24 protein-coding genes are annotated in these 25,800 nt (G+C 56.6%); 16 read left to right on the top strand and 8 right to left on the bottom strand.

The features are described from left to right. Positions 1-96 precede the first annotated feature (96 nt). Genes IE151_RS16510 through IE151_RS16490 form a run of 5 tightly spaced genes read left to right on the top strand, consistent with a single transcriptional unit; the run spans position 97 to position 4,613 of the window. Complete coding sequence (locus IE151_RS16510) at positions 97-1,389, top strand: ABC transporter substrate-binding protein (protein WP_189492785.1); 1,293 nt, start codon at positions 97-99, stop codon at positions 1,387-1,389. Continuing rightward, positions 1,389-2,273: a branched-chain amino acid ABC transporter permease gene (locus IE151_RS16505; protein WP_189492782.1), complete on the top strand. Its 885-nt coding sequence runs from the start codon at positions 1,389-1,391 to the stop codon at positions 2,271-2,273. Before IE151_RS16510 ends, IE151_RS16505 begins: the two co-directional genes overlap by 1 nt. Then, positions 2,270-3,211 carry a branched-chain amino acid ABC transporter permease gene (locus tag IE151_RS16500; protein ID WP_189492779.1) on the top strand — a complete coding sequence of 314 codons (942 nt, stop codon included), beginning with the start codon at positions 2,270-2,272 and terminating at the stop codon, positions 3,209-3,211. Before IE151_RS16505 ends, IE151_RS16500 begins: the two co-directional genes overlap by 4 nt. Further along, positions 3,208-3,915 carry an ABC transporter ATP-binding protein gene (locus IE151_RS16495; protein ID WP_189492777.1) on the top strand — a complete coding sequence of 236 codons (708 nt, stop codon included), beginning with the start codon at positions 3,208-3,210 and terminating at the stop codon, positions 3,913-3,915. The genes IE151_RS16500 and IE151_RS16495 overlap by 4 nt, the downstream gene beginning before the upstream one ends. Next, positions 3,912-4,613, top strand: a complete 702-nt coding sequence (locus IE151_RS16490) for an ABC transporter ATP-binding protein (RefSeq protein ID WP_189492774.1) — start codon at positions 3,912-3,914, stop codon at positions 4,611-4,613. The genes IE151_RS16495 and IE151_RS16490 overlap by 4 nt, the downstream gene beginning before the upstream one ends. Before the next feature lie 2 nt (positions 4,614-4,615). On the opposite strand, the gene pncA is transcribed toward IE151_RS16490, so the two are convergent. Then, positions 4,616-5,218 (bottom strand): bifunctional nicotinamidase/pyrazinamidase, encoded by a 603-nt coding sequence (pncA, locus tag IE151_RS16485; protein ID WP_189492771.1) that lies wholly within the window; start codon positions 5,216-5,218, stop codon positions 4,616-4,618. Positions 5,219-5,405: 187 nt separating this feature from the next. On the opposite strand from pncA, the gene IE151_RS16480 reads away from it, so the two are divergent. After that, complete coding sequence (locus IE151_RS16480) at positions 5,406-6,224, top strand: ferredoxin--NADP reductase (RefSeq protein WP_189492768.1); 819 nt, start codon at positions 5,406-5,408, stop codon at positions 6,222-6,224. Beyond that, on the top strand, positions 6,178-7,092 hold the full coding sequence (locus IE151_RS16475) for a glucosamine kinase nucleotide-binding domain-containing protein (RefSeq protein WP_189492765.1): 915 nt from the start codon (positions 6,178-6,180) through the stop codon (positions 7,090-7,092). Before IE151_RS16480 ends, IE151_RS16475 begins: the two co-directional genes overlap by 47 nt. Here the strand turns inward: IE151_RS16475 and IE151_RS16470 are convergent, their stop codons facing one another. Both IE151_RS16470 and IE151_RS16465 read right to left on the bottom strand, forming a co-directional pair. Then, a complete protein-coding gene (locus IE151_RS16470) occupies positions 7,093-7,974 on the bottom strand; it encodes an MBL fold metallo-hydrolase (RefSeq protein WP_189492762.1) in 882 nt (293 codons plus the stop codon). A gap of 81 nt (positions 7,975-8,055) precedes the next feature. Then, on the bottom strand, positions 8,056-9,333 hold the full coding sequence (locus tag IE151_RS16465; RefSeq protein WP_189492759.1) for an NAD(P)/FAD-dependent oxidoreductase: 1,278 nt from the start codon (positions 9,331-9,333) through the stop codon (positions 8,056-8,058). A gap of 199 nt (positions 9,334-9,532) precedes the next feature. Here IE151_RS16465 and IE151_RS16460 point away from each other — a divergent pair, with 199 nt between their 5' ends. Beyond that, complete coding sequence (locus IE151_RS16460; protein ID WP_189492756.1) at positions 9,533-10,684, top strand: Mrp/NBP35 family ATP-binding protein; 1,152 nt, start codon at positions 9,533-9,535, stop codon at positions 10,682-10,684. Here IE151_RS16460 and IE151_RS16455 read toward each other — a convergent pair whose 3' ends face one another. Together IE151_RS16455 and pdxR are read right to left on the bottom strand one after the other, a co-directional pair. Continuing rightward, a complete protein-coding gene (locus tag IE151_RS16455) occupies positions 10,685-11,155 on the bottom strand; it encodes an SRPBCC family protein (RefSeq protein WP_189492753.1) in 471 nt (156 codons plus the stop codon). Between the two features lie 74 nt (positions 11,156-11,229). After that, positions 11,230-12,714 carry a MocR-like pyridoxine biosynthesis transcription factor PdxR gene (pdxR, locus tag IE151_RS16450; RefSeq protein WP_189492750.1) on the bottom strand — a complete coding sequence of 495 codons (1,485 nt, stop codon included), beginning with the start codon at positions 12,712-12,714 and terminating at the stop codon, positions 11,230-11,232. Positions 12,715-12,946: 232 nt separating this feature from the next. Here pdxR and pgi point away from each other — a divergent pair, with 232 nt between their 5' ends. Together pgi and IE151_RS16440 are read left to right on the top strand one after the other, a co-directional pair. Then, positions 12,947-14,581, top strand: coding sequence for a glucose-6-phosphate isomerase (pgi, locus tag IE151_RS16445; RefSeq protein ID WP_244636846.1), 1,635 nt, complete (start codon positions 12,947-12,949; stop codon positions 14,579-14,581). Beyond that, positions 14,578-15,306 carry an HAD family hydrolase gene (locus IE151_RS16440; protein WP_189492747.1) on the top strand — a complete coding sequence of 243 codons (729 nt, stop codon included), beginning with the start codon at positions 14,578-14,580 and terminating at the stop codon, positions 15,304-15,306. Before pgi ends, IE151_RS16440 begins: the two co-directional genes overlap by 4 nt. Before the next feature lie 39 nt (positions 15,307-15,345). On the opposite strand, the gene aztD is transcribed toward IE151_RS16440, so the two are convergent. Further along, entirely contained in the window at positions 15,346-16,530 is a 1,185-nt protein-coding gene (aztD, locus tag IE151_RS16435; RefSeq protein WP_382344858.1) for a zinc metallochaperone AztD, read from the bottom strand. A gap of 146 nt (positions 16,531-16,676) precedes the next feature. On the opposite strand from aztD, the gene IE151_RS16430 reads away from it, so the two are divergent. Continuing rightward, positions 16,677-17,657, top strand: coding sequence for a metal ABC transporter substrate-binding protein (locus IE151_RS16430; protein WP_189492742.1), 981 nt, complete (start codon positions 16,677-16,679; stop codon positions 17,655-17,657). A 47-nt stretch (positions 17,658-17,704) separates the two neighbouring features. Here IE151_RS16430 and IE151_RS16425 read toward each other — a convergent pair whose 3' ends face one another. Beyond that, positions 17,705-19,429, bottom strand: a complete 1,725-nt coding sequence (locus tag IE151_RS16425) for a long-chain-fatty-acid--CoA ligase (RefSeq protein ID WP_189492739.1) — start codon at positions 19,427-19,429, stop codon at positions 17,705-17,707. Positions 19,430-19,543: 114 nt separating this feature from the next. Then, positions 19,544-20,080 (bottom strand): DUF924 family protein, encoded by a 537-nt coding sequence (locus tag IE151_RS16420; protein WP_189492736.1) that lies wholly within the window; start codon positions 20,078-20,080, stop codon positions 19,544-19,546. 277 nt (positions 20,081-20,357) lie between these two features. Between IE151_RS16420 and IE151_RS16415 the strand changes: the two genes are divergently transcribed. The 5 genes from IE151_RS16415 (at position 20,358) to IE151_RS16395 (ending at position 25,786) form a co-directional block, all read left to right on the top strand. Next, on the top strand, positions 20,358-21,953 hold the full coding sequence (locus tag IE151_RS16415) for an ABC transporter substrate-binding protein (protein ID WP_189492733.1): 1,596 nt from the start codon (positions 20,358-20,360) through the stop codon (positions 21,951-21,953). Between the two features lie 199 nt (positions 21,954-22,152). Next, positions 22,153-23,157: an ABC transporter permease subunit gene (locus IE151_RS16410; protein ID WP_189492730.1), complete on the top strand. Its 1,005-nt coding sequence runs from the start codon at positions 22,153-22,155 to the stop codon at positions 23,155-23,157. A 14-nt stretch (positions 23,158-23,171) separates the two neighbouring features. After that, on the top strand, positions 23,172-24,095 hold the full coding sequence (locus IE151_RS16405) for an ABC transporter permease subunit (protein WP_189492727.1): 924 nt from the start codon (positions 23,172-23,174) through the stop codon (positions 24,093-24,095). 3 nt (positions 24,096-24,098) lie between these two features. Further along, complete coding sequence (locus IE151_RS16400) at positions 24,099-24,950, top strand: ABC transporter ATP-binding protein (RefSeq protein WP_189492724.1); 852 nt, start codon at positions 24,099-24,101, stop codon at positions 24,948-24,950. Further along, the gene (locus IE151_RS16395; RefSeq protein ID WP_189492721.1) at positions 24,947-25,786 is read left to right on the top strand and encodes a dipeptide ABC transporter ATP-binding protein; all 840 of its coding nucleotides are present in this window, start codon (positions 24,947-24,949) and stop codon (positions 25,784-25,786) included. Before IE151_RS16400 ends, IE151_RS16395 begins: the two co-directional genes overlap by 4 nt. Positions 25,787-25,800: the final 14 nt, after the last annotated feature.

Here is a 25,800-nt window from a genome sequence, read left to right as displayed (position 1 = left end):
AAATACATTGCTGTTGCACTTTCCTTGTGTTGAATTGCCGCCATCTTTTCCCAGGTTGCGTGCCTAGACCCACCCTCCCATCGAGCGGGCCGTTCCATGTCGAAACTTATTCTTCCAAACTCCCTGCCAACGCGTCGCGAGGCGCTGAAGTTGCTCGGCGCAGGCGCCGCACTGACAGCTGCACCGGGTTTCGTCCGCTATGCGCAGGCTCAGAACTCCGCGCCGATCCGTATCGGCTTTCAGGCGCACCGAACAGGTATCGGCGCTCCTTATGGGCGGTGGTATGAACGCACGACAATGGCAGCCGTCAAAAAGATCAACGAAATGGGCGGCATCAACGGACGCGAAGTGCAGATTGTGACGGAGGATGACGGCACGGATCCGCGGCGTGGCGCGGAAGTGGTTGCCAAGCTTGCCAGCCAGCACAAATGCGACATTGCTTTCGGAACGCTCTATTCGCACGTAGTGATCGGCTCGGCTCCTGCGGCAGGCGAGCTAAAAATTCCTTATTACGTGGTCTCGGAGGGGCATCATGTAGCCTCCGGCAAGCTCAATCGCTACGTGCTTCAGCCGGGCATCACCGATGTCCGCAGCCAAGTGATCGCCATGGCGCCCTGGATCGCCCAGAATGCCGGCAAGAAAGTAACGATGATCTTTCCGGATTTCGCATTCGGCCACGACCATCGCAACTATTTTCCGTCAGCCTTCGAGGCCCAGGGAGGCGAAGTGATCGCGCAAATCGCGATCCCGCCGACGGAGACCTCGTTCACGCGTTACCTGCCGCAGATTCCGGCTGAAACAGAGGTAATCTATCATGTCATGGTCGGCCCGGCCGTTCTGACTTTCGTGAAGGAGCTCGGCGAGTTTTACGGCACCAGTGGCCCGAAGCTTTTTGGCTATATCGACTCGCTCGAAGCGATCGATATCAACAGCCCGGGACTTGAGTTCCTTGACGGAAGTCACTTCTGGGAAGGCATGCCGCGCTATGCGCAGGCAGACATGCCTGATTACGAGAAGGACTATCGTACCGCCGTCGGACTCGACGACAATGGTGCCAGCATCCATGACAAGGGCGATATCTCCACGGCTGGCCACATGTTCGGTTGCTGGGAAACGCTGTTCATCATAAAGCGCGCCATGGAGGCCAGCGGCTATCGCGGAATCGAAGATCGCGCAAAGCTGATCGAAGCGACTGAAGCGATGACCGATTTCGAAGCAGGCCTCGAACATCCGCAAGGCAAGAAACGTTTCATCGGCAAAATCCATCAAGTCTTTGGCGAACAGAATATTTCTCGTGTCGAAGGCGGTCGCCTGCATGTTGTGCACCGCACAGCGATTGAAGACGGGCTGTATGAGCCGGAAGGCGACTACACGATGCAGACCTTCTGATGGGTTTCGGCCCTTACCTGCTGCTGGCGACGCTTGAAGGCCTGGTGACTGCTGCCGTCCTTTGCCTGATGGCGGTCGGCCTGTCACTGGTCTTCGGCGTGATGCGCGTGGTCAACGTGGCTCACGGCGAGTTCTACATGCTCGGTGCGATAGTTGCGTGGTGGGTAAGCCAAGCTGTTGGCACGCACCCGGCGGTTGGCTTCCTGGCAGCGCTGGTGCTGGCCCCGGTGGTGGTGGGTGCCATTGCCTGGCTCTGCGAACGCTTTGTGCTGCGACGGCTGAAATATGATCCCGAAGCAACCATTGTTGCGACTATTGGCATTCTCTACATGCTTCAGCAGGCTGCATTGACCTTCTTCGGGCCGAATGCCCAACCGGTCGCAGCTCCCTTTAATATCCGCATCCAGTTGCCGTGGTTCGGCTATTCCGGCTACAAGCTGGCCATTATCGCCATTTCAGGCGTGCTACTGCTCGGTCTCTGGGCCTTCTACCGTCGCTCGAGATTTGGCTTGGTCATGCGCGCGACACAGCTGGATCGTGAAACCGCTTCGACCTTCGGCATCCCGGTCGAGCGCGTGTTCTCCGGCGTATTCGTGCTGGGCGCTGGATTTGCAGCGATCGCCGCCGTGCTGATTACACCGATCCAGCAGGCGCACTATCTGATGGGTCAGGATGCGCTGCTACTTTCCTTCATTGTCGTCATTATCGGCGGGCTGGGATCCCTTGGCGGCACAGTACTTGCTGCGCTTCTGATCGGCGTGGCGGACGGTGTCATCTCGGTGTTCTTTTCTCCCACATTGGCAAAGATGATTGCCACGGGCGCGGTGGCGCTCGTCCTTGTGTTCCGCCCTCAAGGGCTGCTTGGGAAGAAGGGCGCGGCATGAGTTTGCGGATCGTCTTCCTTCATGTCTGCGTATTGGGAGCACTGCTCTTAGCCGGATTCCTATTACCGGATTATCATCAGACCTTCGTTGCACGCGCGCTCGTACTAGCCGCCTTCGCAATGGGCTATAATTTAACGTTCGGCTATGGTGGCTTGCTCAGCCTCGGGCATTCGATGTTCTTTGCAGCAGGTATTTACGGCGCCGGATTGCCTATGCTGCATTTCGGCTGGAGCGCGTCGGCAGGACTAGTCGCCTCCATCATATCAGCTCTCATCCTTTCGCTCGTGACCATGTCCCTCGCGCTGCGCACACGGGGCGTCGCCTTCATGATCGTCACGCTTATGTTCGCGCAAGTCGGGGCACATGCCGTTCTCTATTTTTCGGAATGGACACGTGGCGACGAGGGTTTCGTCCTGCACATATCCCAACGCATGCTTCCCTTCGGGATTGCCCCCACCGATCCGACCGCGCGCTATCTCATTGCCTGGACCATCTGTTCGACCGCATTGGCAGTGACGCTTGCCGTTGTCAAAAGTCGCTTCGGGCGCAGTCTCGTGGCAACCCGTGAGAACGAAGAGCGCGCCGCATTGCTGGGATATAATGTTTTTGCGATCCGCTTGAAAGCGCTGCTTCTTTCGGCTGCCTTGTCAGGTTTGGCCGGTGGCGCTTATGCAATTCTATTCGGGTATGTCGGCGGAAACTTTGCCGGCGTACAATATTCCATTCTCCCCCTGCTCTGGGTTTTGGCCGGCGGTGCCGCAACGACTCTCGGACCCGTGTTGGGCACGCTGGCGATCTCCTACCTGATCGACTTTGCCAGCGCATTTACCAGCGCCTGGCTCTTCTTCGTCGGAGCTGTTCTCGTTATGCTCGTGCTGTTCTTCCCGAAGGGGATGCTGGGATCGCTTCGCGAGCGGTACGCGCGGTGGTTGCCATGAGTGCGCTTCTCGAAACACGCGGACTCTCGATCAGCTTCGGTGCTTTGAAGGCGGTCGATAACATCGACTTTTCGCTACAATCGGGGGAAATACATGCGCTTATCGGCCCAAATGGTGCTGGCAAGACAAGTTTCGTCAATCTTCTTTCCGGACGCCTGATGGCAGAGAGCGGCGAGGTTCTTTTTGATGGACGGAACCTGACGCGCCAGCCAGCATATCGCCGCGTCAGAGCTGGCCTCGGCTATACGTTTCAGGTGACCTCGATCTTTGCTCAACTCACTGTCCAGGACAATGTCCGGCTGGCACTGGAGCGTGAGCGTTCCGCATCCGCAGCCGAAATCCTCTCCCTGCTGAAATCCACCGGGTTGGAAGCTCATGCCTTCATGCCAGCGCGCGACCTGGCTTATGGGCATCAACGGCTGCTTGAATTGACGATGGGCCTAGCCTTGCGACCAAAGCTCCTGATGCTCGACGAGCCGACACAAGGGCTGGCGGATTCTGAAATCGAAGGCTTCATCGCGTTGATCCGGGAAGTATCGAAGACCACGACAATCCTGCTGATCGAGCACAATATGCAGGTCGTGATGGCGCTGGCGGATCGCATCACTGTTCTGGAGCGTGGGCGCATCCTAGCGCAAGGATCTCCGGCCGAAATTCGTGCCAGCGAAGCAGTGCAAGCGGCCTACCTCGGATCAAAGTCATGACGGCGCTGCGCCTTGAGAACTTCTCCTGCGGCTACGGTCTAACCACCATCGTTCAGTCAGCCGATCTGACCCTTGTCGAGGGGCGGGTTACCTGCCTTTTCGGGCGCAACGGCGCCGGCAAAACGACGCTTCTACGCGGCATCATGGGATTGGCAAGCCGCAAGGGCGGGATAATCCGCGTCCAAGGAACAGATATAGTCAAACTGGAGACACATGAGATCGCGGCGCATCGTATCGCCTATGTTCCGCAAGGGCGCCGCTTGTTTGCCGAACTCACAGTAGACGAAAATCTCGAGATCGGCCTGATGGCGCGAAGCGAGACAAACGCCACACGCGATAGCGTGCTCTCCCGCTTCCCTGTGCTGCGAGAGCGGTTGAGCCAACGTGCAGGCTCGTTGTCTGGCGGCGAGCAGCAGATGCTGGCGATTGCGCGCGCGCTTGCCATCGATCCTGCCGTGCTACTTCTCGACGAACCGACCGAGGGATTGATGCCTTCGATGATCGACGCGATCCGCCAGATCGTGCGCGAACTGGCGGCGGCGGGCGTCGCCGTGCTTCTGGTTGAACAACGAATTGATGCCGTTCTTTCCGTCGCAGATAGCGTGATCTTCATGGAAAATGGACGCACGCGGCCAGCAGTTTCACCGGCCGAGCTAGCAGCCGACGAGGATCTGGTAAAGCGCTTCATGGGCGTCTGAGTTCAGGCGAGAACAACGCCCGCATCACGCATTTCATCGATCATCCGCCCGAAAGAACCGCCAAGATCAATGGCGCGGCAAGCATCCAGTTTCACAGAAACCTCGAAACCGAGCTTTCGCGCATCGAGCGCCGAGTAAGCAACGCAGAAGTCGGTCGCGAGACCGACCAGAACGAGTTTCTGCAAGCTTCGTTCACTCAGGTATCCGGCAAGGCCGGTGCTGGTCTGGTGATCATTTTCAAAGAAGGCAGAGTAGCTGTCTATGCCTGGCCGAAATCCCTTGCGGAGGACGAGTTGCGCTTTATCGACGTTGAGTGCCGGATGAAACGCCACGCCTTCAGAACCGATAACGCAGTGGTCGGGCCACAATGTTTGCGTCCCATAATGCAATTCTACGCTCTCAAAGGGAGCTTTCCCGGCATGGCCGGAGGCAAAGGAGGAGTGCCCCGCCGGGTGCCAGTCCTGTGTAAGAATAACATTGTCATGGCTTTTCATCAGATCGTTGACGAGCGGTACGATCTCGTTCCCGCCGGCCACGGCCAACGCCCCGCCTGGACAAAAATCATTCTGCACATCGATAACGATCAGTGCTTCATCGCCAGCCATTTTTTCTCCTTCTAAGACGTCAAGGTGGTGTAGCATTCATGGACTTTACGTCAATCCAAATGCTTGACCCAATACCAGTGCCGATATATCCACTTTCCCCGAGCCGGTCGCCTCACCGCATTGTTCCAGCCTGTGAAGCACGAAGCCTGGCATCACCACTTACGCAATGCGAAGAAGGTCCTACCCCATGTCCGACGCCGTCATGACGCCAGCCGCCGGAGAAGCGTTTCCGATCCCGGCCAATGTCTATGCGCAAACGGTCGTTTCGGTGAAACACTATACCGACAGGCTCTTTTCCTTCCGCATCACCCGTCCGCAAGCCTTCCGCTTCCGTTCCGGCGAATTCGTCATGATCGGCTTGCCAAATGCTGCCAAGCCAGTGTTTCGTGCCTACTCGATCGCCAGTCCTAACTGGGATGAAGAAGTCGAGTTCTATTCGATCAAGGTGCCCGATGGCCCGCTGACGCAGCATTTGCAGAATATCGAGCCAGGCGACACGGTGTTGATGCGCCAGAAGTCGACCGGCACGCTCGTCACCGATGCACTATCGCCCGGCAAGCGCGTCTTCATGCTTTCGACCGGCACCGGTCTTGCACCGTTCGCCAGCCTGATCCGTGACCCGGAAACCTATGAGAAATTCGACGAGATCATTCTGACGCACACGTGCCGCGACGTAGCAGAACTGGATTACGGTCGCGAGCTCGTTGCCAACGCCGCTCAAGATCCATTGATCGGCGAATTCACAGAGGGCCGGCTGCATCATTTCTGTTCCACGACACGCGAACCGAGTGAACATATGGGCCGGATCACCGATCTGATGACGAGCGGGCAGCTCTACGAAAAGATGGGCATTGCACCACTCGATCCAAAAACCGACCGTGTCATGATCTGTGGCTCAATGGAAATGCTGCGGGATCTCAAGGAGATTGTCGAGAAGGCAGGCTTCGAGGAAGGTTCGCTTGCAAGACCCGGCGACTTCGTCGTCGAACGCGCTTTTGTCGGCTGACATGATTGCGCCCCGCGCTCCGCTTGTGATCGGCATCGACGGCGGCGGCACGAGTTGCCGTGTTGCCATTGCCAAGACCAACGGCGTGGTAATTGCTGGTGCAACCGGTGGCAGCGCCAATATCTTCAGCGATCCTGATGGAGCGATCGCTCGCATTCGAAAAACTATCGTTTCGGCAGGTGAGGATGCCGGCCTGACGCCGGATGAGACCTTCCGGCTTCCTGCCGTCCTCGGACTTGCAGGTGTCAATATCGGCCACGATCTCGAAAGAGTGGGTATTTCTCTTGGGCTGGAACGGGCGAAGATTGTCACCGATGCCGAGATCGCGCTGGAAGGTGCACTCGGTTCGGACGACGGCATTGTTGCCATTATCGGAACCGGTTCGGTTTATCTGCGACGATTGGCCGGAAGGATAGACAGTATTGGCGGCTGGGGTTTTACGCTAGGCGATCAGAGCAGCGGAGCACGTCTCGGCCGCGACTGCCTGGAGCATACCTTGCTTGCACATGACGGCATAATCGCGGCAGGCAACCTTTCCCGTAGTATTCTCGAAAAGTTCGACTATGACCCGGTGGCCATCGTCAGCTTCGCGCGTTCGGCTCAACCAGGGGACTTCGCGCGGTTTGCCGGGGATCTGTTTCGTTTTGCCGAAACAGCCGATCCGCTTGCCCGGCTGATCTTGAACGAGGCTATTACATATATTGAAAGCGCCGTGGGAGCATTACAGACGGGGCGCCTGCCATTGGTACTCCTTGGGGGACTGGCCTCCTCCTACCGTCCCTACCTTCCGATAGGCCTCACTCAAGAGATCATCGAACCGAAGGGAAGCGCTCTGGACGGAGCTCTGGCAATGGCCCTTAAACTCTGATCAGTCCCAATTTGCGTCGGGAAGCGCACCCAACGGAACGCGTAGATAACGCATGCCATTGGTTTCCGGCTCCGGCAGCCTTCCACCATTCATGTTGACCTGAAGGGCCAGAAGCATGAGGCGCGGAATCGGCAGTGTCGCGTCACGCGCATTGCGTGCGGCAACATATTGCTCTTTTGTCGGATAGTTGACGATATGGGTGTTCTTCGATCTCTGTTCAGCAACCGTTGTTTCCCACAGCGGTTGACGCCCGTTGGGCTGATAATCGTGCCCCACAAATAGCCGGGTTTCCTCGGGCAAAGCAAGGATCGCTTGGATCGAATGCCAAAGTTGTCCTGAATCAGCGCCAGGAAAATCGGCACGTGCCGAGCCACTATCAGGCATGAAGAGGGTATCATGGATGAATGCCGTGTCGCCCACGAGGTAGGTGATCGAGGCAAGGGTATGGCCGGGCGAAAACATGACACGCGCTTCGATGCTGCCGATCTTGAAGGTTTCGCCATCGCTGAAAAGACGATCCCACTGGCTGCCGTCAGCAGGAAAATCCGGCAGATTATAGATCGCTCTCCAGAGTTCCTGCACGCCTCGCACCTTCTCGCCGATGGCAATGGGTGCTCCCGTTTTCTGTTTCAGATAACTCGCTGCGGAGAGGTGATCCGCATGCGGGTGCGTATCCAAAATCCACTGGAGCGTCAGTCCCTGCTCGACAAGAAAAGAAAGCAGTTCATCGGCGCGGATCGTCGCGATCGAGCCGGACTTCTCGTCGAAATCCAAAACAGGGTCAATGATGGCGCAATGTCTGGTCTCAGGATCGACAACCACGTACTGGATCGAAAAGGTGCGCGGATCGTAAAATGCCGTAACCTCCGGTTTCGTCGCCATGTCGTTCCCGCCATCTGCTGCTGCTGCTTCAAAACGAAGTGGCCTCACGGGATGCCGAAGTCAACCGGATGACGCAAAACCTTAGCGCTTTTCGACCAGATGAAGCGCCTGAGCACCCATTTCGTAGCCTATAGAACGAATTTTCCTGAATGGCTGGCTCTTGGGAAGGGATACTGGAAGAGGCAGTTCTTCACTGGAAATGTCACCTGAGATCAGCTCGGATAGAATCTTTCCGAACACGGTGCCCGTGCCTATGCCGCGACCGTTATAGCCCGCAAAGGTAACGACGTTTTTGCCGAGCTGATGAAACTTCGGCAGACTGTCATCCGTCATCCCGATCATTCCATACCAGCCTTCTTCGAACCCGACGTTTCCAATACCGGGAAAAAGCTTTTTCATGGCTCGGCGAGCCCAGGTCGCATGAACATTCAAGCCCGTATTTCGCAATGCGCCCACGCTGCCAAAGACAAGGCGGCCGCTATCGTCCCAGCGAAAAGATGTGAGGACCTCACGCGTATCCCATGCGCCCTGCCGCTCAGGCAAGATACGCTCGCGCCACTCGCGAGGAAGCGGCTCGGTTGCCAAATTGAAATAGGGAAGAAGCACAAGTTCCTCCGCGATGCTTTCCCAGGGCGCGTGCGTATAGGCATTGGTCGCGACAATTACCCAATCCGCCAGGACGCGGCCATGGGGAGTAAACGCCGTCCAGCGCGGCCCGCTCTGCTCGACCTTTGTAACGGGGGAGTTTGTATGAACAATAGCACCGGATTGAATGGCCGCAGTCGCCAATCCACGTGCATAGGCAAGCGGTTGAACCGTTCCCGCGCGACGATCAAGCAATGCGCCTTCATAAGCGGCTGTGCCGATGAGGCGCGCTGCTTCCCGCCTGCCCAGCAACTCCACATCCGCACCGCGTGCGCGCCATTGGCTCTCCCTGTCGCGCAACTGCTGCAATCCATCTGCACCCACCGCGCAATGCAGAGTACCGTTGCGCACGGCTTGACAGGAAATCCTGAACTCGTCGATCAACTCGTAAACGAGATCAGGCGCACTGCCGAGAGTCTGCAGGAGACGGTCACCATGCACCTTGCCCAGCACGCCAGGAAGATCGTCCGGCATGACCCACATGCCTGCGTTGACAAGGCCTACATTGCGACCCGAGCCCCCGAAGCCAATTGATTCCGCCTCCAGAACGACTGCCTTCACGCCTCGCTTGGCGAGATGGAGCGCCGCCGAAAGCCCCGTATAACCACCACCCAGGATGACGACGTCGGAAACTATGTCGGCAAGCAATGGTGACGTGGCAGGTGCCGCAGGCGCGGTCTTCTCCCATAGGCCATGATCTCGATTTCTGTACATGCAGGGTATCCAATTTCAGTACAAGCCGCATTCTTGCACCCTGGAGCAAGGCAAAGGAAGAAGGGCTGGAGGAGATATCGTTGAAATTTTTGGCGCATCTCATGCACGTACAGCATCATGTGCCGGCATAAGAAAGTTTGGCTTGGTCTTGGGCTCGCGAGGTCTTATGTGAAGATCACGTTTTGCGTGAGGATTGGCTATGACGACGCCCGACAAGGAAATGATAATCGACTATCTACGCGCCATCGAAGAGCCCGGTGGCAAAGGCGATATCATTTCGCGCGGCATGGTCTCAGACATTTTCATCGCCGATCGGAAGGTATTTTTTTCGCTTTCCGTCCCAGCCGACATGGCAGCATCCCTGGAGCCGTTTCGCTACCGCGTACAAGAAGGCGTTGCCCAGCTGGAGGGTGTACGCTCGGTGATGGTCGCACTCACAGCCGAAAAGCGCGGGGGCGGCATGGAAGCAGCCGTCTCCAAGTCGCGTCCAGCACAGTCTAAACCAGCGCCCCCCCCTAAAGCCACTGCTTCGCGCGCACCGCAGGCAAAGCAGGGCATTGAGGGCGTAGGCGCTATCATTGCGGTTGCTTCCGGCAAGGGCGGCGTCGGCAAATCAACGACTGCTGCCAATATCGCACTTGCTTTGAAGGCACAGGGATTGAAGGTTGGACTGATGGATGCAGACATCTATGGTCCATCGGTGCCCCGTCTGCTTGGCCTGTTCGGCAAGCCCGACACTGTGGACGGAAAGCGCATCGTTCCACACGAGGCTTACGGCATCAAAGCCATGTCGATGGGTTTCATGTTGGAGGAGGACACCCCCGTCGTCTGGCGCGGGCCAATGGTGATTTCCGCCATCACCCAGCTGCTTTATCAGGTCGAGTGGGCACCGCTCGACGTGATGGTCGTCGACATGCCGCCCGGCACCGGCGATGCGCAGCTGACATTGGCGCAGAAGGTGCCGCTGGCAGGGGCTGTCATTGTTTCGACGCCCCAGGACCTTGCATTGATCGATGCGCGCAAGGGAATTGCCATGTTCCAAAAGGTCGATGTTCCGATCCTGGGAATTGTCGAGAACATGAGCTATTTCATCGCACCCGATACCGGAAATCGCTACGACATTTTCGGCAATGGTGGCGCAGAACGCGAAGCCCGGCGGATTGGTGTGCCATTCCTTGGTGCTGTACCGATCACTATTGCACTTCGGGAAGGCTCCGACGAAGGAAGGCCCATCGTCGCCACCCAGCCACAGGACCCGGCAGCGCAAATTTACCTTGAGATCGGTAGACAGATAGCGTCGCGCATCGCTTCTTCCGCGCAACCGGCCGCTCCCAAAATCATCTTCGAATGATCAGCTGCTTGTCGCATTCTGCAATTTGATCTGATCGTTGAACCGCTCGAAGAATTTTTGCGCCAGTTTGCGTGAGGTGGAGCCCACGACCCATTTGCCAAGCTGCGCGATCTTGCCGCCAAGATCGGCACTCGCCGTATAGACCAGACGCGTCTGGTCCGGCGTTTCGCCATCGTACAGCACAACATCCGCGCTGCCGCTGGCGAAACCGGCAATGCTGCCTGCGGCCTCCCCCGAAATCGTATAGCTCTTCGGCGCATTGATGTTTGAAACCGTTATGAGACCGGAGAAATCCGCTTTGATCGGCCCGAACTTGATAGTGATAGCCGCTTCGAAGAGGTTCTCACCGATCTTTTCAAAACTGTGGCAGCCAGGAACACAAGCCATCAGTATCTTCGGATCGTTCATAGCTTCCCAGACGCGCTGGCTCGAGGCATCGATCATCTGTTCGCCGTCAATGGCAGTGGTCATCGGCTCATCCCATTCCTATGCCACCTGACATAAGCAAAGGAGGTCGAACGGACAAGACAGCGGACAAGTCACGATCAGGCCGCAATGGCACGCAATTGAGTAAGGGATGCAAGCGTCTTGATACCAGGTTCGATCAGATGCGCGGCGATCGAAGAAATTCCGAGCCGCAGATAGGGCGCATCCGCGATACCAGCTGCAAAAAACCTGTCTCCTGATTCCACCATAATTCCCAGCTTGGCGGCGCGCGCTTCGAGAAGCGCCGCATTCGTGCCTTCCGGCCCCCGAAGCCAAACTGAGCTGCCGCCTGCATCCGGCGCCACCTCCCAGTCTGGCATATAGGTGTCCAATGCCTGGACGAGACAACGCCGGCGTTCCTCAAAAGCGGTCGAGAGTCTGCGGATGAGCGAATCGTGATGACCCAGCGACAGAAACAGCGCTACGGCGCGCTGGTTGTTGGCGGGCGGATGGCGGAACATGAAGCGGCGCAGCGTGCGCAACTCGGCAATCAATTCGCGAGAAGCAACCACGTAGCCAATGCGCAGTCCCGGAGCGAGAGTCTTCGACATGGAGCCCACATAGATTACACGCCCGCCCTGATCCATGCTGCGAAGCGCCTGTTGGGGAGAATTGTCGAAAAGCTGGCTGTCATAGCCATCCTCGATGATGACGAAATCGTCGCGCTGCGCTCGCTCCAGAAGGGCCTCACGACGTGTCGGCGACAGTGGCACCATGGTAGGACATTGATGACTGGGCGTCGTGAAAACATAATCGACGTCCGCCGGAATCTGATCGATGATTAAACCTTCGGAATCGACGCCAATCGGCACTATTTCACAGCCGGCAAGCTTGAAGATGGAGCGCGCATCGGAGTAGCCGGGCTCCTCCATCGCAACTTTGGAGCCGTTGCCCATCAGAAGGGTCGCCAGCATGTAGAGCGCGTTTTGCGCTCCCAGCGTGACGATTATCTCATCGGGAGCCGCAAAAATACCGCGCCGTGGAAGCAGCCGCGCCTGGATCTGCTCGATCAGCAATGGATCGTCACGATCCACCATATCGGCTGCCCAGTTGCGAATTTCCAGAACGGCAAGCGCCATGCGATTGCATTCGCGCCACTCCGCGGTCGGAAAGAGGGACGGGTCGAACTGGCCATAGACGAAGGGATATTGCGCCTTCATCCAATCTTGTGACTTCGAGCTTGCAGGAATAGGCGAAAAGGCCACACGTTTGCGGGCTTTCCAGTCAACGGTCTCGGCACTCCGCTTAGGCGAAGCCACGGTTGCAGCCGACAGCATTTCCGGATTGACGAAGTGGCCGCGACGTTCGCGCGCCACCAAAAAGCCCTGATCGACCAGCTGCTGGAAGGCGAGAACCACTGTACCACGAGCGACGCCGAGTTTCTGAGCCAGGATGCGGCAAGAGGGCAGCGGCATTGATGCCGAAATCTGCCGATCGAGGATGGCCGCCACGACAGCCTGCCTGATCTGCGCCTGCAAAGTTTGCCCCGTTTCCGTCGACAGGCGGAAGAGCCCGGCCCACGCTGTCGCATCGTCCTTCGCCACAGTACAATCCCTTCATGCCAGAGTACTTGATGCATCATAATTCTGGACCAAAAAATTGCGCCACCTGAATTTTGTGACGGTCACAATTTTGTTCCGTTTCGCGCTTCTATTTTGATCTTATCATTCGAAACGGCTAACTCTTGCTTCGGCCAGGCTGTTACGCCGTTAATAACTCTGCTATTTCCCTCATCAAGATTAGGAGCCCTCAGGGTCCTTCCAACCGGAGTTCCGCGTGTCTCAGCCGATCACCGCTTCCCTCAAAGCCTTGAAACTGCATCTTCAGCAGAATCCCGTTGATATTCGCCAAAAGCTCTCTTCAGAGACAGATCGCTTCGACCGCTTCAATCTCTGTCTTGAAGATATGCTGCTCGACTTTTCCAAATGCGCGCTCGACGAGAAGACAGTGGCACTCCTTGTTGAGCTTGCCACTGCTGCAAATGTCGAGGAAAAGCGTGAAGCCATGTTCGCGGGCGAGCGGATCAACACGACCGAAGATCGGCCGGTTCTGCATGTTGCCCTCCGTGCTCCACGCGATGCGAACTTCACGGCTGATGCGCGGAATGTGATGGCCGATGTGCATCGGGTTCTGGATTCGATGCGCGTGTTCGCAGACGGCATCCGTCAAGGCGAGATAAAGGGTAAGACCGGAAAGGCCTTCACCGACGTGGTCAATATCGGCATTGGCGGGTCGGATCTTGGGCCTGCCATGGCGACGCTAGCCCTGGCCCCTTACCATGACGGCCCGCGGCTGCACTACGTTTCAAACGTCGACGGGGCCCACATCGCCGACACGATAAAGGCACTCGAGCCCGAAACGACCCTCTTCATCATCGCCTCAAAGACCTTTACCACTATCGAGACGATGACTAATGCCCGGACTGCGCAGCGATGGATCGTCGAGAAGCTCGGACAAGACGCAGTTCGCGATCATTTCTGCGCGGTTTCAACAGCGCTTGATAAAGTTTCGGCGTTTGGTATCGATCCGAGTCGTGTATTCGGCTTCTGGGACTGGGTCGGAGGACGTTATTCGCTGTGGTCAGCAATCGGTTTACCGATCATGATTGCCATCGGCCCCAGAAATTTCGAAGCTTTCCTTGCCGGCGGACATGCCATGGACGAGCATTTCCGCAAGGCTCCGCTCGAAAAGAACCTGCCTGTCATGTTTGCGCTGCTCGGCATCTGGCATCGCCTGATCTGCGGATATTCCGCACGCGCCGTCATCCCCTATGATCAGCGACTGTCGCGTTTGCCGGCTTATCTCCAGCAGCTCGACATGGAATCGAACGGCAAGAGCGTGACACTCGACGGTAAAGACGTTGCCTGCGTCTCCGGCCCACTGGTCTGGGGCGAACCTGGCACGAATGGCCAGCACGCCTTCTTCCAGTTACTGCATCAGGGCACGGACATCATTCCCGTCGAATTCATTCTGGCCGCAAAGGGACACGAGCCTGAGCTCGACGAGCATCACAACCTTCTCGTGGCAAATTGTCTTGCGCAATCGCAGGCACTTGCCAGGGGCAGGACCAGAGAGGAAGCCGAAGCACAGCTTCTTGCCAAGGGCGTGAAGAAAGACCAGGCAAAAGCACTGGCTCCGCACCGCGTATTTGCAGGCAATCGGCCCAGCATGACCTTGCTTTATCGCCAGCTCGACCCTTACACGCTTGGGCGGCTTATCGCGCTCTACGAACACCGCGTTTTTGTGGAAGCACAGATCTTCGGGATCAACGCTTTCGACCAGTGGGGCGTCGAGCTGGGCAAGGAACTGGCTACGGATCTTCTCCCTATCGTTCAGGGAAGAGATGAAGGAAGTGCCCTAGACACATCGACCAAGGGGCTGGTCCAGAAAATTCGGGATTTGGCGCAGTGACAACGGTTGATCTTTCCACCATCAAGGGCGTGATCTTCGACAAAGACGGCACGCTGATCGATTTTCATCAAAGCTGGACATCAATCGGGCTGGACCTGGCGATGGCGGCGGCAGTCAATGATGAGGAGCGAGCCGAGGAGTTGATGGTGCTCGCCGGCTACGACTCGCAGAGCAAGCGCTTCAGGCCAGACTCGGTGTTTGCTGCCGGAACCAATGCTGAGCTTATTGACCTCTGGTTCCCGACCTATACCCAAAGCGCCAAACTCGAAATTCTTAGCGGCGTGGAGCGGATTATCTCCAGAATTGCCGCTGAGAGAGCAGTGCCAGTGCCGCAATGCCGGGACGTGCTGCAATTCCTCTTCAACCAGTCGATGAAGCTCGCCGTCGTCACGAATGATTCGACGAAGGGTGCCGAAGAGACGCTTTCAGCTCTCGGAATATCGCAGTTCTTCACAGCTTGCTTTGGCTATGACGCCGTCGCGAATCCAAAGCCGGCAATAGACCCTGTGATCGCCTTTTGTGATACAACGGGCTTGAGCCCCCGTCAGATCGCCGTGATCGGCGACAACCATCACGATATACTTATGGGCAAACGCGCCGGCGTTGCACTCACCGTCGGGGTGCTCACAGGAACCGGAACCCGTCAAACATTGCGTGAGGCGGACCTCCTTCTCGATTCCATTGCTGATTTTACATGCCTGTTTGAGACGCAACCGGTCTCTTAACATTGCTGGCGCGCTGTTTCCGGCGCGCCAGCAACTGCTTTAGTGCGTAGCGCCCGATCCGCCAATTGCAACGATCGAGAACGGTTGTCCTTCGACCGGAATGGTCCGATCTTCTGCCAGGGTTTCGACATTGATTAGACGGATCAGCGAGTGACGCGGATCCGTGATGACAACATGTTCGCCTGCAACGGCAAGACGCGGGCGTGGATCACGCCAATGACCGTCCTTGCTATAGGGCTCGGTGACGCGGGCTTTGCGAACGATTTCACCGGTGATTACATCCAACACGTGCAAATCGCCATCCTCGGTCAGGATGTAGGCATTCCGTGCCTTGGCTGGATCGAGAATGAAATCCACGCGGCGGGTGGGAAGTTCAACGAGACGAAAAGGTTGCGCGGCTTCGGCATCGATGAGAATAACCTTGTCCTCGCCGTAGTTTGCCAGGAAGAACTGCATGGCCTTGCCGCCGAGGAGTGTGCCAGAGTGCGCCTTCGGGAACGCGTCGGGATAGGGCAGCATCTTGAACTCAGGCCCATCCTTGCCAGGACTTGCAACCAGTATGCCTTCCTTGCAGCCGAACGCCACGATGCGTGCGGATGTGGCCTCGCCGTGCAGGTCGGTGCACGCAGCAATATCGCCCACCTGATGGCCTTCGCGGTCGACGGCCCGCAACCCAATGCGTGGCGGCAACTCGCCTTCATTCACTTCCACTTCGGTGTTAGGTACGGAAACGAGGACATGATTGCCCATGGTGACCGCAACGCCATGATGCGGCTTCGTCGTATCGATTGACGTGACCTCTTTCTGACCTTCTAGCAGCGCGGCTTCGTCAATGATTTCCGCCTTCCCGCCGCGGTCGTAGAAGAGAATCAGATGATCGTCATGCGCAACGACGTGGTAAGGACGCGGCCCCTCAAACGTTACCGGCAGGAGCTTCGTCTCGGACACGGAAAGATCGCGATGATCTCCATGATCCGAAAAATCGATGCCCGTGGCAATGACATTGACCATATCGAAATCGGGCTGTGCAGCGAAAACCGTCTTTCCTGAAGCGCTCGGTGCGAGGTTTGTCCAACCCTTGACGTCGAACTTGCCGATTTCCCGGCCGTCGTTCATGTCGATGGCATGGACGACTGGTTTTGTATGATCGGCCACGAACAGACGCCAGGCAGTTTGCTCGTCTGCCACAGCAGGGGCCATGATTCCGGCCACGGCCACGGACATAAGCGCGACCATGCGCAAATGCTTCATCATTCAATTCTCCATCGTTATGTAATTACATTACAATATCGCGTCCTTTAGATCATGTCCAGCGTTGACAAATGTAATAACATAACCTTTAACCCAGGGAGCATTAAATGAGGCACCTTATGAAGAAGACAATCACTCGTATCGCAGCAATTTCGTCGCTGTTCATGGCGGCGACGAGCTCGCAGGCACTCGCCGCCGAAAAGCTCAACGTCGTCGCCAGCTTCTCAATCCTGCAGGATCTGGCGAAGAACGTGGGCGGCGACCGTGTCGACGTCAAAAGCATCGTGCCAGTCAATGGTGACGCCCATGTTTATCAACCTCGCCCTGCCGATGCCGCCACACTGGGTGGAGCCGGCCTTATTCTGGTAAATGGACTTGAGTTCGAAGGCTTTTTAACCCGGCTCCTAGAAACCAGCGGCACAAAGGCGCCGGTGAAAACGGTTTCGGATGGCATCCAAACCCTTAAAAATGAAGAACACGGATCACATGCTCACGAACATGATCATGGTCACAGCGAAGGGCATGGCCACGATGACCACGGCCATGGTCATGGCCATCATCACCACGGGGAATTCGACCCGCACGCATGGCAGTCGGTTGCGAATGTGAAGGTTTATATCGACAATATCGCAAAAGCCCTGTGCGAAATCTCCGAGCCAGACTGCGCTGAGTTCGAAGAAAACGCAAACGCCTATCAGCAGAAACTTGATGCGCTCGATCAGGAGATCAAGGCTCAGTTGTCAAAAATTCCGGCGGAAAATCGCGTCGTCGTCACTTCCCATGAAGCATTCGGATATTTCGGGCGCGACTACGACATCAAATTCATCGGCGCAGAAGGCGTTTCGACCGAAAGTGAGGCTTCGGCTGCCGACATTGCGAAACTCGTCGACCAGATCAAGCATGATAAGGCTGCTGCCCTCTTTGTGGAGAATATTACCAACCCACGCATGATCGAGCAGCTCGCATCCGAGACCGGCCTCAAACCGGGCGGCACGCTTTACTCCGATGCACTTACCGATGAAAATGGCGAGGCGCCAACCTACCTCGACCTGATGCGTCACAATGCCAAGACAATCGCGGCAGGATTTGCAAAGAACTAGAATGAGGATTCCGGGCGATGTCGCCGTCGCCCGGAATTTCTTTGAGGTCAGTTGCGCAACTCGCGCCGCAATATTTTTCCAACATTCGTCTTCGGCAATTCGTCGCGGAATTCGACGTGCCGCGGGCGTTTATAACCAGTCAGGTTTTCCTTGCAAAACTCTAGAAGATCCGCCGCCGTAAGCATCGGATCGCGGCGCACAACGAATATCTTCGGCACCTCGCCAGAATGCTCGTCCGGAACCCCAAGAGCCGCGACTTCCAGAACCCCCGGATGACGCGCCACGACATCCTCTATTTCATTGGGATAGACGTTGAAGCCGGAGACAAGGATCATATCCTTCTTGCGATCGACAATCTTGATAAAGCCACGCTCATCCATGATGCCTATGTCACCGGTCTTGAAATAGCCATCGGCAGTCATAACCTTGGCTGTTTCAGCCGGATTATTCCAATACTCAGCCATGACCTGCGGTCCGCGAATGCAAATCTCGCCTGGTTGGCCGGTTTCCACCTCACAACCTGAATCATCGCGAATGGCTACATCGGTCGAGGGCATTGGCAAGCCGATGGTCCCGCTAAAGCTCTTGGCACTGAAAGGATTCGCAGTAGCAACCGGCGAGGTTTCCGACAGTCCATAGCCCTCGCATATAAAACTGCCCGTTATTTCCTTCCAACGCGCGGCAACTGCGGCTTGGACCGCCATGCCGCCCCCAAAGGTAAGGACCAGTTCCCTGAAATCGAGCTTGCTGAAATCGGGGTTATTCATCAGCGCATTAAACAAAGTATTAAGGCCTGGAAACATATGAAACTTGTGCTTGCTGAGTTCCTTGACGAAGCTCGGAATATCGCGCGGATTGGGAATAAGCACATTCATTGCGCCCATCTTCATGCCCATGATCGCATTCACCGTCAGCGCATAGATATGATAAAGTGGCAGCGCGCAAATGAAGACAAGGCGTTCTGGCCGCGGGCGCTCGATAAACGCGGCCTTGAACCAGAGGGAGGTTTGGGCGACATTTGCCAGGATATTTCTGTGCAGGAGCACCGCTCCCTTGGAGACGCCGGTCGTGCCGCCCGTATATTGCAGGAAGGCAATATCCTCCGGCCCCACCATCTGCGGCGTGAAAGATCGGCGGGCACCGTCGCTTAGTGCCTGCTTGAATGAGACATAGCGTGGCAGTGACCATGCCGGCACCAGCTTTTTCACTTGACGCACGACAAGATTGACGATCGCGCCTTTCAAGCCGCCCAGCATATCGCCCATCGTTGCAACGATGACATGGCGAACTTTGGTCTTATCAATCACGGCCTGAAGAGTGTGAGCGAAATTTTCCAGAATTATAATGGCTTCCGCACCGGAATCGTTGAGCTGATGCTCCAGTTCGCGAGCCGTATAAAGCGGGTTAACATTGACGACGGTATAACCCGCGCGCAGCAGTGCCAGCATGGCAACCGGGTATTGCAGGATGTTCGGCATCATCAACGCAACCCGCGCGCCTTTCTCAAGGCCTTGCGCCTGCAGATGCGCAGCCAGCCGCGTGGACGTTGTCAAGAGATCGGCGTAGCTAAGCTCTTTACCCATGCATGAAAAAGCGGGGCGTGTAGCATACACTTCGCAGTTTTTTTCGATCATCTCGCCCAGCGAGGCATCCTCCAGCGGGCCTATCTCTGCCGGGACGACCTCCGGGTATGACGACAGCCATGGCCGGGCTGTCCGATCGGCTGTTCCTGAAATAGAATTATTGTCGAACGTATCTGGCTTGTCGCTCATCAGACCCTCCACTTGCGATCAGCCGACCGCTTGCTCCTCTTCCCGCCACGATCCTAGTTCCACTATCGGGCACTCTGCAAGAGCGACAATTACGTAAACGTCAAACAAGCTTCATCAGAAGCCCTTATGAGTTTCCATAAACCTGGCTTCGGCAGGAGTTGTCTCGCGCCCGAGCGCCTGATTTCGGTGCGGAAAGCGGCCAAAGCGAGCGATTATATCGTGGTGCTCCAGCGCAAAACCCAGATTCCCCTCGAATTTCAGGAACAGTCTGACGCTTTCCTGCTGCGCCGCCAGATCCTCGGCATGCATAAACGGGAGATAGAGAAAAACTTTCTCCTCTTCGGAGAGGACGGCATCAAATTGTTGTGTAAGGCCGTTGCGAGCCAAGGCGAGTGCGACCTGATCGAATGCAAATGCTTTCTCCGTTCCCCTGAACATGTTGCGTGAGAACTGGTCGAGAACGATGATGGCAGCAAGCGCCGACCGGGCGTCATAAAGGCACTGGGTCGGAATCTCGCTGGAAAGCTTACTGTGAAGATCGGCAAACTCGTCGCGAATCTGCCTGTCAGTTTCCCCGCCCGGCTTGAACCAGTTTTCTCTGTCCATCTGCTTAAACCAGAAGTCGAGGACCTTCTGCTGCCAACCAGTCATCGCCATTTCACACCTTTTTTACAAGCGCCGGACCATCCGGTCACGTCATATGAAACGCATCTTTGTTAAATGAGTTTCGAAGTTCCGTTTACGTTTACGTCTATTTTTGAAAGATTTCCGGCATTTCGTTTCATGGAAAGATCATTGCGTCTTGTCGAGACGCTTTAACACCTTCCGCCAAGGAACCAGCCCGAAAAAGCTTGTTTCATTCGGTTTAAAACTTTGCTTAGATATTTGACACGGCTCTTTCAAGAGCCCAATCAATGGGGAGTGTTCCATGAAACTGAAAACCGCGTTTGCCGCGGCGCTACTTGCTGCCACCATGTTCTCAGGCGCAGCGAGCGCAAAGACCTTCGTCTACTGCTCGGAAGGATCGCCAGAGGGCTTCGATCCCAGCCTCTATACCGCAGGCACCACGTTCGACGCCGCCGCGCATACAGTCTACAACCGACTGCTCGAATTCAAGAAGGGCACGACCGAGACCGAGCCTGGCCTCGCGGAAAGCTACGAAATTTCGGAAGATGGCCTCGAATACACCTTCAAGCTGCGCCCGGGTGTCAAGTTCCAGACCACCGACTTCTTCACACCGACGCGTGAATTGAACGCTGATGATGTCATTTTCTCGTTCGAACGCCAGTTCAGCTCAGAGAACTCCTGGAACCAGTATGTTGCTGGCGCTTCCTGGGAATATTTCAATGGAATGGGGATGCCAGACCTGATCGAAAAGATCGAAAAGGTCGACGACATGACGGTCAAGTTCACGCTGAAGAAGCCTGAAGCGCCATTCCTTGCCAACCTCGCAATGCCTTTTGCCTCGATCATGTCGAAGGAATATGCAGACAAGCTCGAAGCCGATGGTGTCAAGGAAAAGCTGAACCAGCAGCCGCTGGGCACTGGCCCGTTCGCTTTCGTTGCCTACCAACAGGACGCCGTGATCCGATACAAGGCACATCCTGACTACTGGGGTGGCGCGCAGAAGATTGATGATCTCGTCTTCGCCATCACGCCTGATGCATCGATCCGCTATCAGAAGCTCACCGCTGGTGAATGCCACCTGATGCCGTTCCCGAATGCTGCCGACGTCGAGAAAATGCAGGCCGACCCGAACCTGAAGGTCATGGAACAACCTGGTCTCAATGTCGCCTACATGGCCTACAACACCACCCAGGCTCCGTTCGACAAGCCGGAAGTGCGCCGGGCACTCAACAAGGCCATCAATAAGCCGGCCATTGTCGATGCTGTGTTCCAGGGTGCGGCCGAGCCGGCTAAGAACCCGCTTCCACCGACCATGTGGTCCTACGCCGAGGACACGCAGGACGACGCCTACAATCTGGAAGAGGCAAAGGCTGAACTCGAAGCCGCTGGCGTAACCGATCTTTCGATGAAGATCTGGGCGATGCCTGTTTCGCGTCCGTACATGCTGAATGCCCGCCGCGCTGCCGAGATCATCCAGAACGACTTCCAGCAGATCGGTGTCAAGGTTGAAATCGTCTCCTACGAATGGGCGGAATATCTGGAACGCTCCAAAGCGAAAGACCGCGACGGCGCCGTCATTCTGGGCTGGACCGGAGACAATGGCGATCCAGACAACTTCCTGCACACCCTGCTCGGCAAGGACGCCGTTGGCGGCAATAACCGTGCGCAGTGGGCGAATGACGAGTTCAACGATCTCGTCCTGAAGGCGAAGGAAACCTCGGACCAGGCCGAGCGCACCGAACTTTACGAGCAGGCGCAGGCTGTGTTCAAGCGCGAAGCACCATGGGCGACGCTCAACCATTCGATCTCCTTCGTTCCAATGCGCAAGGAAGTCGAAGGCTTCGTCCAGAGCCCGCTTGGCGACTTCGCGTTTGACGGCGTGGACATCGCAGAGTAAACAGTCGTCGAAATTCGGCCTATCGAGGCGCCCGTGGTAAAACGGGCGCCTTTTTGAATAGACTATCGATCAGTCGTCGGTGACCATCCGCTTCTTTCGCGCGGCACCCCTGATATTCACGCTGCCGCAACGCCTTCCTGAACCGATTCTGGTTCTGTGCTATGGTCCATGCAGCAAAGGAAACTACCGAAGGTCTTCCATGCTCCGGTTTCTTCTAAAACGGCTTGCCGTCCTCATACCGACATTCATCGGTGTGTCGATAATTGCCTTTTCCTTCATCCGCCTGCTTCCCGGCGACCCGGTGGCGCTGCTTTCGGGCGAACGCGTCATGTCCCCCGAGCGCCATGCACAAATCAGCGCCCAGCTCGGCCTCGACCGTCCGCTGGTCATACAGTACCTGGACTATCTCGGGGGCGTTCTGACCGGCGATTTCGGCAATTCCATCGTTACCAAACGCCCTGTACTGGACCAGTTCTTCGAGCTCTTCCCGGCCACTTTCGAACTGGCCATGTGCGCCATGTTCCTTGCCATCGTGATCGGCATTCCCGCGGGCGTAATCGCCGCCATCAAGCGCGGCTCGTTCTTTGATCAGACCGTAATGGGAACAGCCCTTGTAGGCTATTCCATGCCTATTTTCTGGTGGGGCCTTCTGTTGATCATCCTGTTTTCGGGCATCCTTCAATGGACACCTGTCTCAGGCCGCATTTCACTCATGTATTTCTTCCCGCCAGTCACCGGCTTCATGCTGATCGACTCCTTGCTTTCCGGACAGAGCGGAGCATTCAAGTCAGCCGTAAGCCACCTCATCCTGCCTTCGATCGTCCTTGGCACCATTCCCTTGGCCGTGATCGCGCGTCAGACGCGTTCGGCCATGCTGGAAGTGCTTTCGGAAGATTATGTGCGCACCGCGCGCGCCAAGGGTCTCTCCACTTTTCGCGTCGTTGGCATTCATTCCCTGCGTAACGCGCTCATCCCGGTCATTACGACCATCGGCCTCCAGATTGGGGTCATGCTCGCGGGCGCGATCCTGACGGAAACTATCTTCTCCTGGCCGGGCATCGGCAAGTGGATGGTCGATTCCGTGTTCCGTCGGGACTATCCGGTCATCCAAAGCGGCCTTCTGATCATCGCCGGCATCATCATGGTGGTCAATCTCATCGTCGATGTCCTCTACGGACTGATCAATCCGCGTATCCGGCACTAATGGAAGAGAAGACCATGTCTCAGACCACGCAAACCAGTTCTGCCGGAGCAGTCGCTGAGTCATCTAGCGCCATTCGCCGCAAGATGTTCGCCGAGTTCTGGTATTATTTCTCCGAAAACAAAGGGGCCGTTGCCGGTCTTTGCGTCTTCGTGGTTCTCGTTGCAGTCGCACTCCTCGCACCTGTGATCGCGCCTCACCTGCCCCACCAGCAATATCGCGACGCCGTTCTTCTTCCGCCATTCTGGCAGGAGGGCGGACGTACGACGTTCTTGCTCGGCACCGATCCAGTGGGACGCGACATTCTTTCCCGCCTGATCTATGGCGCCCGTTATTCGCTGTTCATCGGGGTCTTCGTAACAGTGATTGCGCTGTTCGGCGGAATTCTGATCGGCCTGATCGCTGGCTACTTCCGCGGCTGGATCGACACTGTGATCATGCGCATCATGGACATCATCCTAGCCTTTCCTTCTCTGCTTCTGGCGCTTGTCCTTGTTGCCATTCTCGGGCCAGGTCTCGTCAATGCAATGATCGCAATCGCGATCACGCTCCAACCGCACTTCGTGCGCCTGACACGCGCGGCCGTCATGACCGAAGCGAGCAAGGATTATGTGACCGCGGCGCGTCTAGCCGGTGCAAGCCCGCTTCGGCTCATGTTCAAGACAATCCTGCCCAACTGCGCAGCTCCGCTCATCGTGCAGGCGTCGCTCTCCTTCTCCAACGCGATCCTCGACGCGGCTGCACTCGGCTTTCTCGGCATGGGTGCACAGCCACCATCGCCGGAATGGGGTACCATGCTAGCCGAAGCGCGCGAGTTTATTCTGCGTGCCTGGTGGGTTGTCACGTTCCCCGGCGTCGCTATCCTGACGACTGTTCTTGCCATCAACCTGATGGGCGACGGTCTTCGCGATGCGCTTGATCCGAAACTGAAGAGGTCCTGATCCATGGCGCTCTTGGAAATTCAGAATCTGACTGTCGAATTCGAGACGGCAAGCGGCATGTTTCGAGCCGTCGACGGCGTCTCAATGTCTGTCGATCCGGGCGACGTTCTGGCTATTGTCGGAGAATCGGGTTCCGGCAAATCGGTAGCGATGCTGGCAGTCATGGGGCTCCTTCCCTGGACCGCCCATATCACCGCCGACAAGCTGACCTTCGATGGCAAGGATTTGCTGACGATGTCGAAGTCGGAAAAGCGCAAGATCATCGGCAAGGACGTCGCCATGATCTTCCAGGAACCTATCGCCAGCCTGAACCCCTGCTTTACGGTCGGCTTCCAGCTGGAAGAGGTGCTGCGAATCCACATGGGACTCGGCAAGAGGGAACGGCGAGCACGGGCGATTGAGCTGCTCGATCAGGTTGGCATTCCCAACCCGGCAGAACGGCTGAAGCAGTTCCCGCATCAGATGTCGGGCGGCCAATGTCAGCGCGTGATGATCGCGATTGCGATTGCCTGCAATCCGAAGCTCCTCATCGCCGATGAACCGACCACCGCGCTTGACGTGACAATCCAAAAACAGATCCTCGACCTTCTGGTTGCTTTGCAGCAGAGCTATGGCATGGCTCTCATTATGATCACTCATGATATGGGTGTCGTTGCTGAGACTGCCGACCGGGTCATCGTCCAGTACAAAGGACGCAAGATGGAGGAGGCAGACGTGCTCTCCCTTTTCGAAAGCCCCCAGAACGCCTACACCAAGGCGCTTCTCGCCGCATTGCCGGAAAACGCCACCGGTGACCGCCTTCCAACCGTCTCCTCATTCATGACAGAGCAAGCCAGCAAGGGAGCGACGGCATGAGCGAGGTCATTCTTGAGGCACGCGACATCAAGCGTGACTATGTCGTTCCAGGCGGTTTTCTGAAGAAAGACAAGGTCATCAGCGCCGTCAAGGGCGTCAGCTTCACCCTGGAAAAGGGCAAGACGCTGGCCATTGTCGGAGAATCCGGCTGCGGCAAATCCACTCTAGCGCGTATACTGACCTTTATTGACGCACCGACCGGTGGCGAAATCATCATCAACGGGAAGAAGGTCGATGTCGCAAAGGACGGCATCACCAAGGAAATGCGCCAGATGGTGCAGATAATCTTCCAGAACCCGTATGGTTCACTCAACCCGCGCCAGAAGATCGGCGACGTGCTCGGCGAGCCACTGCTGATCAATACCAACATGTCCGCTGGCGAGCGGCGTGAGCGTGCCACCGAGATGCTGGTGAAGGTTGGCCTTGGCCCCGAGCATTATAATCGCTATCCGCACATGTTTTCGGGCGGTCAGCGCCAGCGTATCGCCATTGCACGTGCGCTAATGCTCAATCCGAAGCTTCTGGTGCTCGACGAGCCGGTTTCGGCGCTCGATCTTTCAGTACAGGCGCAGGTATTGAACCTGCTTGCCGACCTGCAGGAAGAATTCGGCCTGACCTATGTCTTCATCAGCCATGATCTTTCGGTCGTGAAATATATCGCTGACGAAGTTATGGTCATGTATTACGGCGAGGCCGTGGAGCATGGCTCACGAGATTCTGTATTCTCTGATCCGCAGCACGCCTATACGAAGACGCTGTTTGCCGCCACGCCGCGCGCCGATGTCGAGTCGATCCGTGCGCGTCTTGCAAAGAAGCAACAGACGAAAGCAGCCTGATCCCCCATCTGAAG

This window comes from Limoniibacter endophyticus (genome assembly GCF_014652835.1).
Lineage (GTDB): Bacteria > Pseudomonadota > Alphaproteobacteria > Rhizobiales > Rhizobiaceae > Limoniibacter > Limoniibacter endophyticus.
Note: the sequence above shows the minus strand (reverse complement) of the source record. Positions and strands in the feature narration are given on the sequence as shown.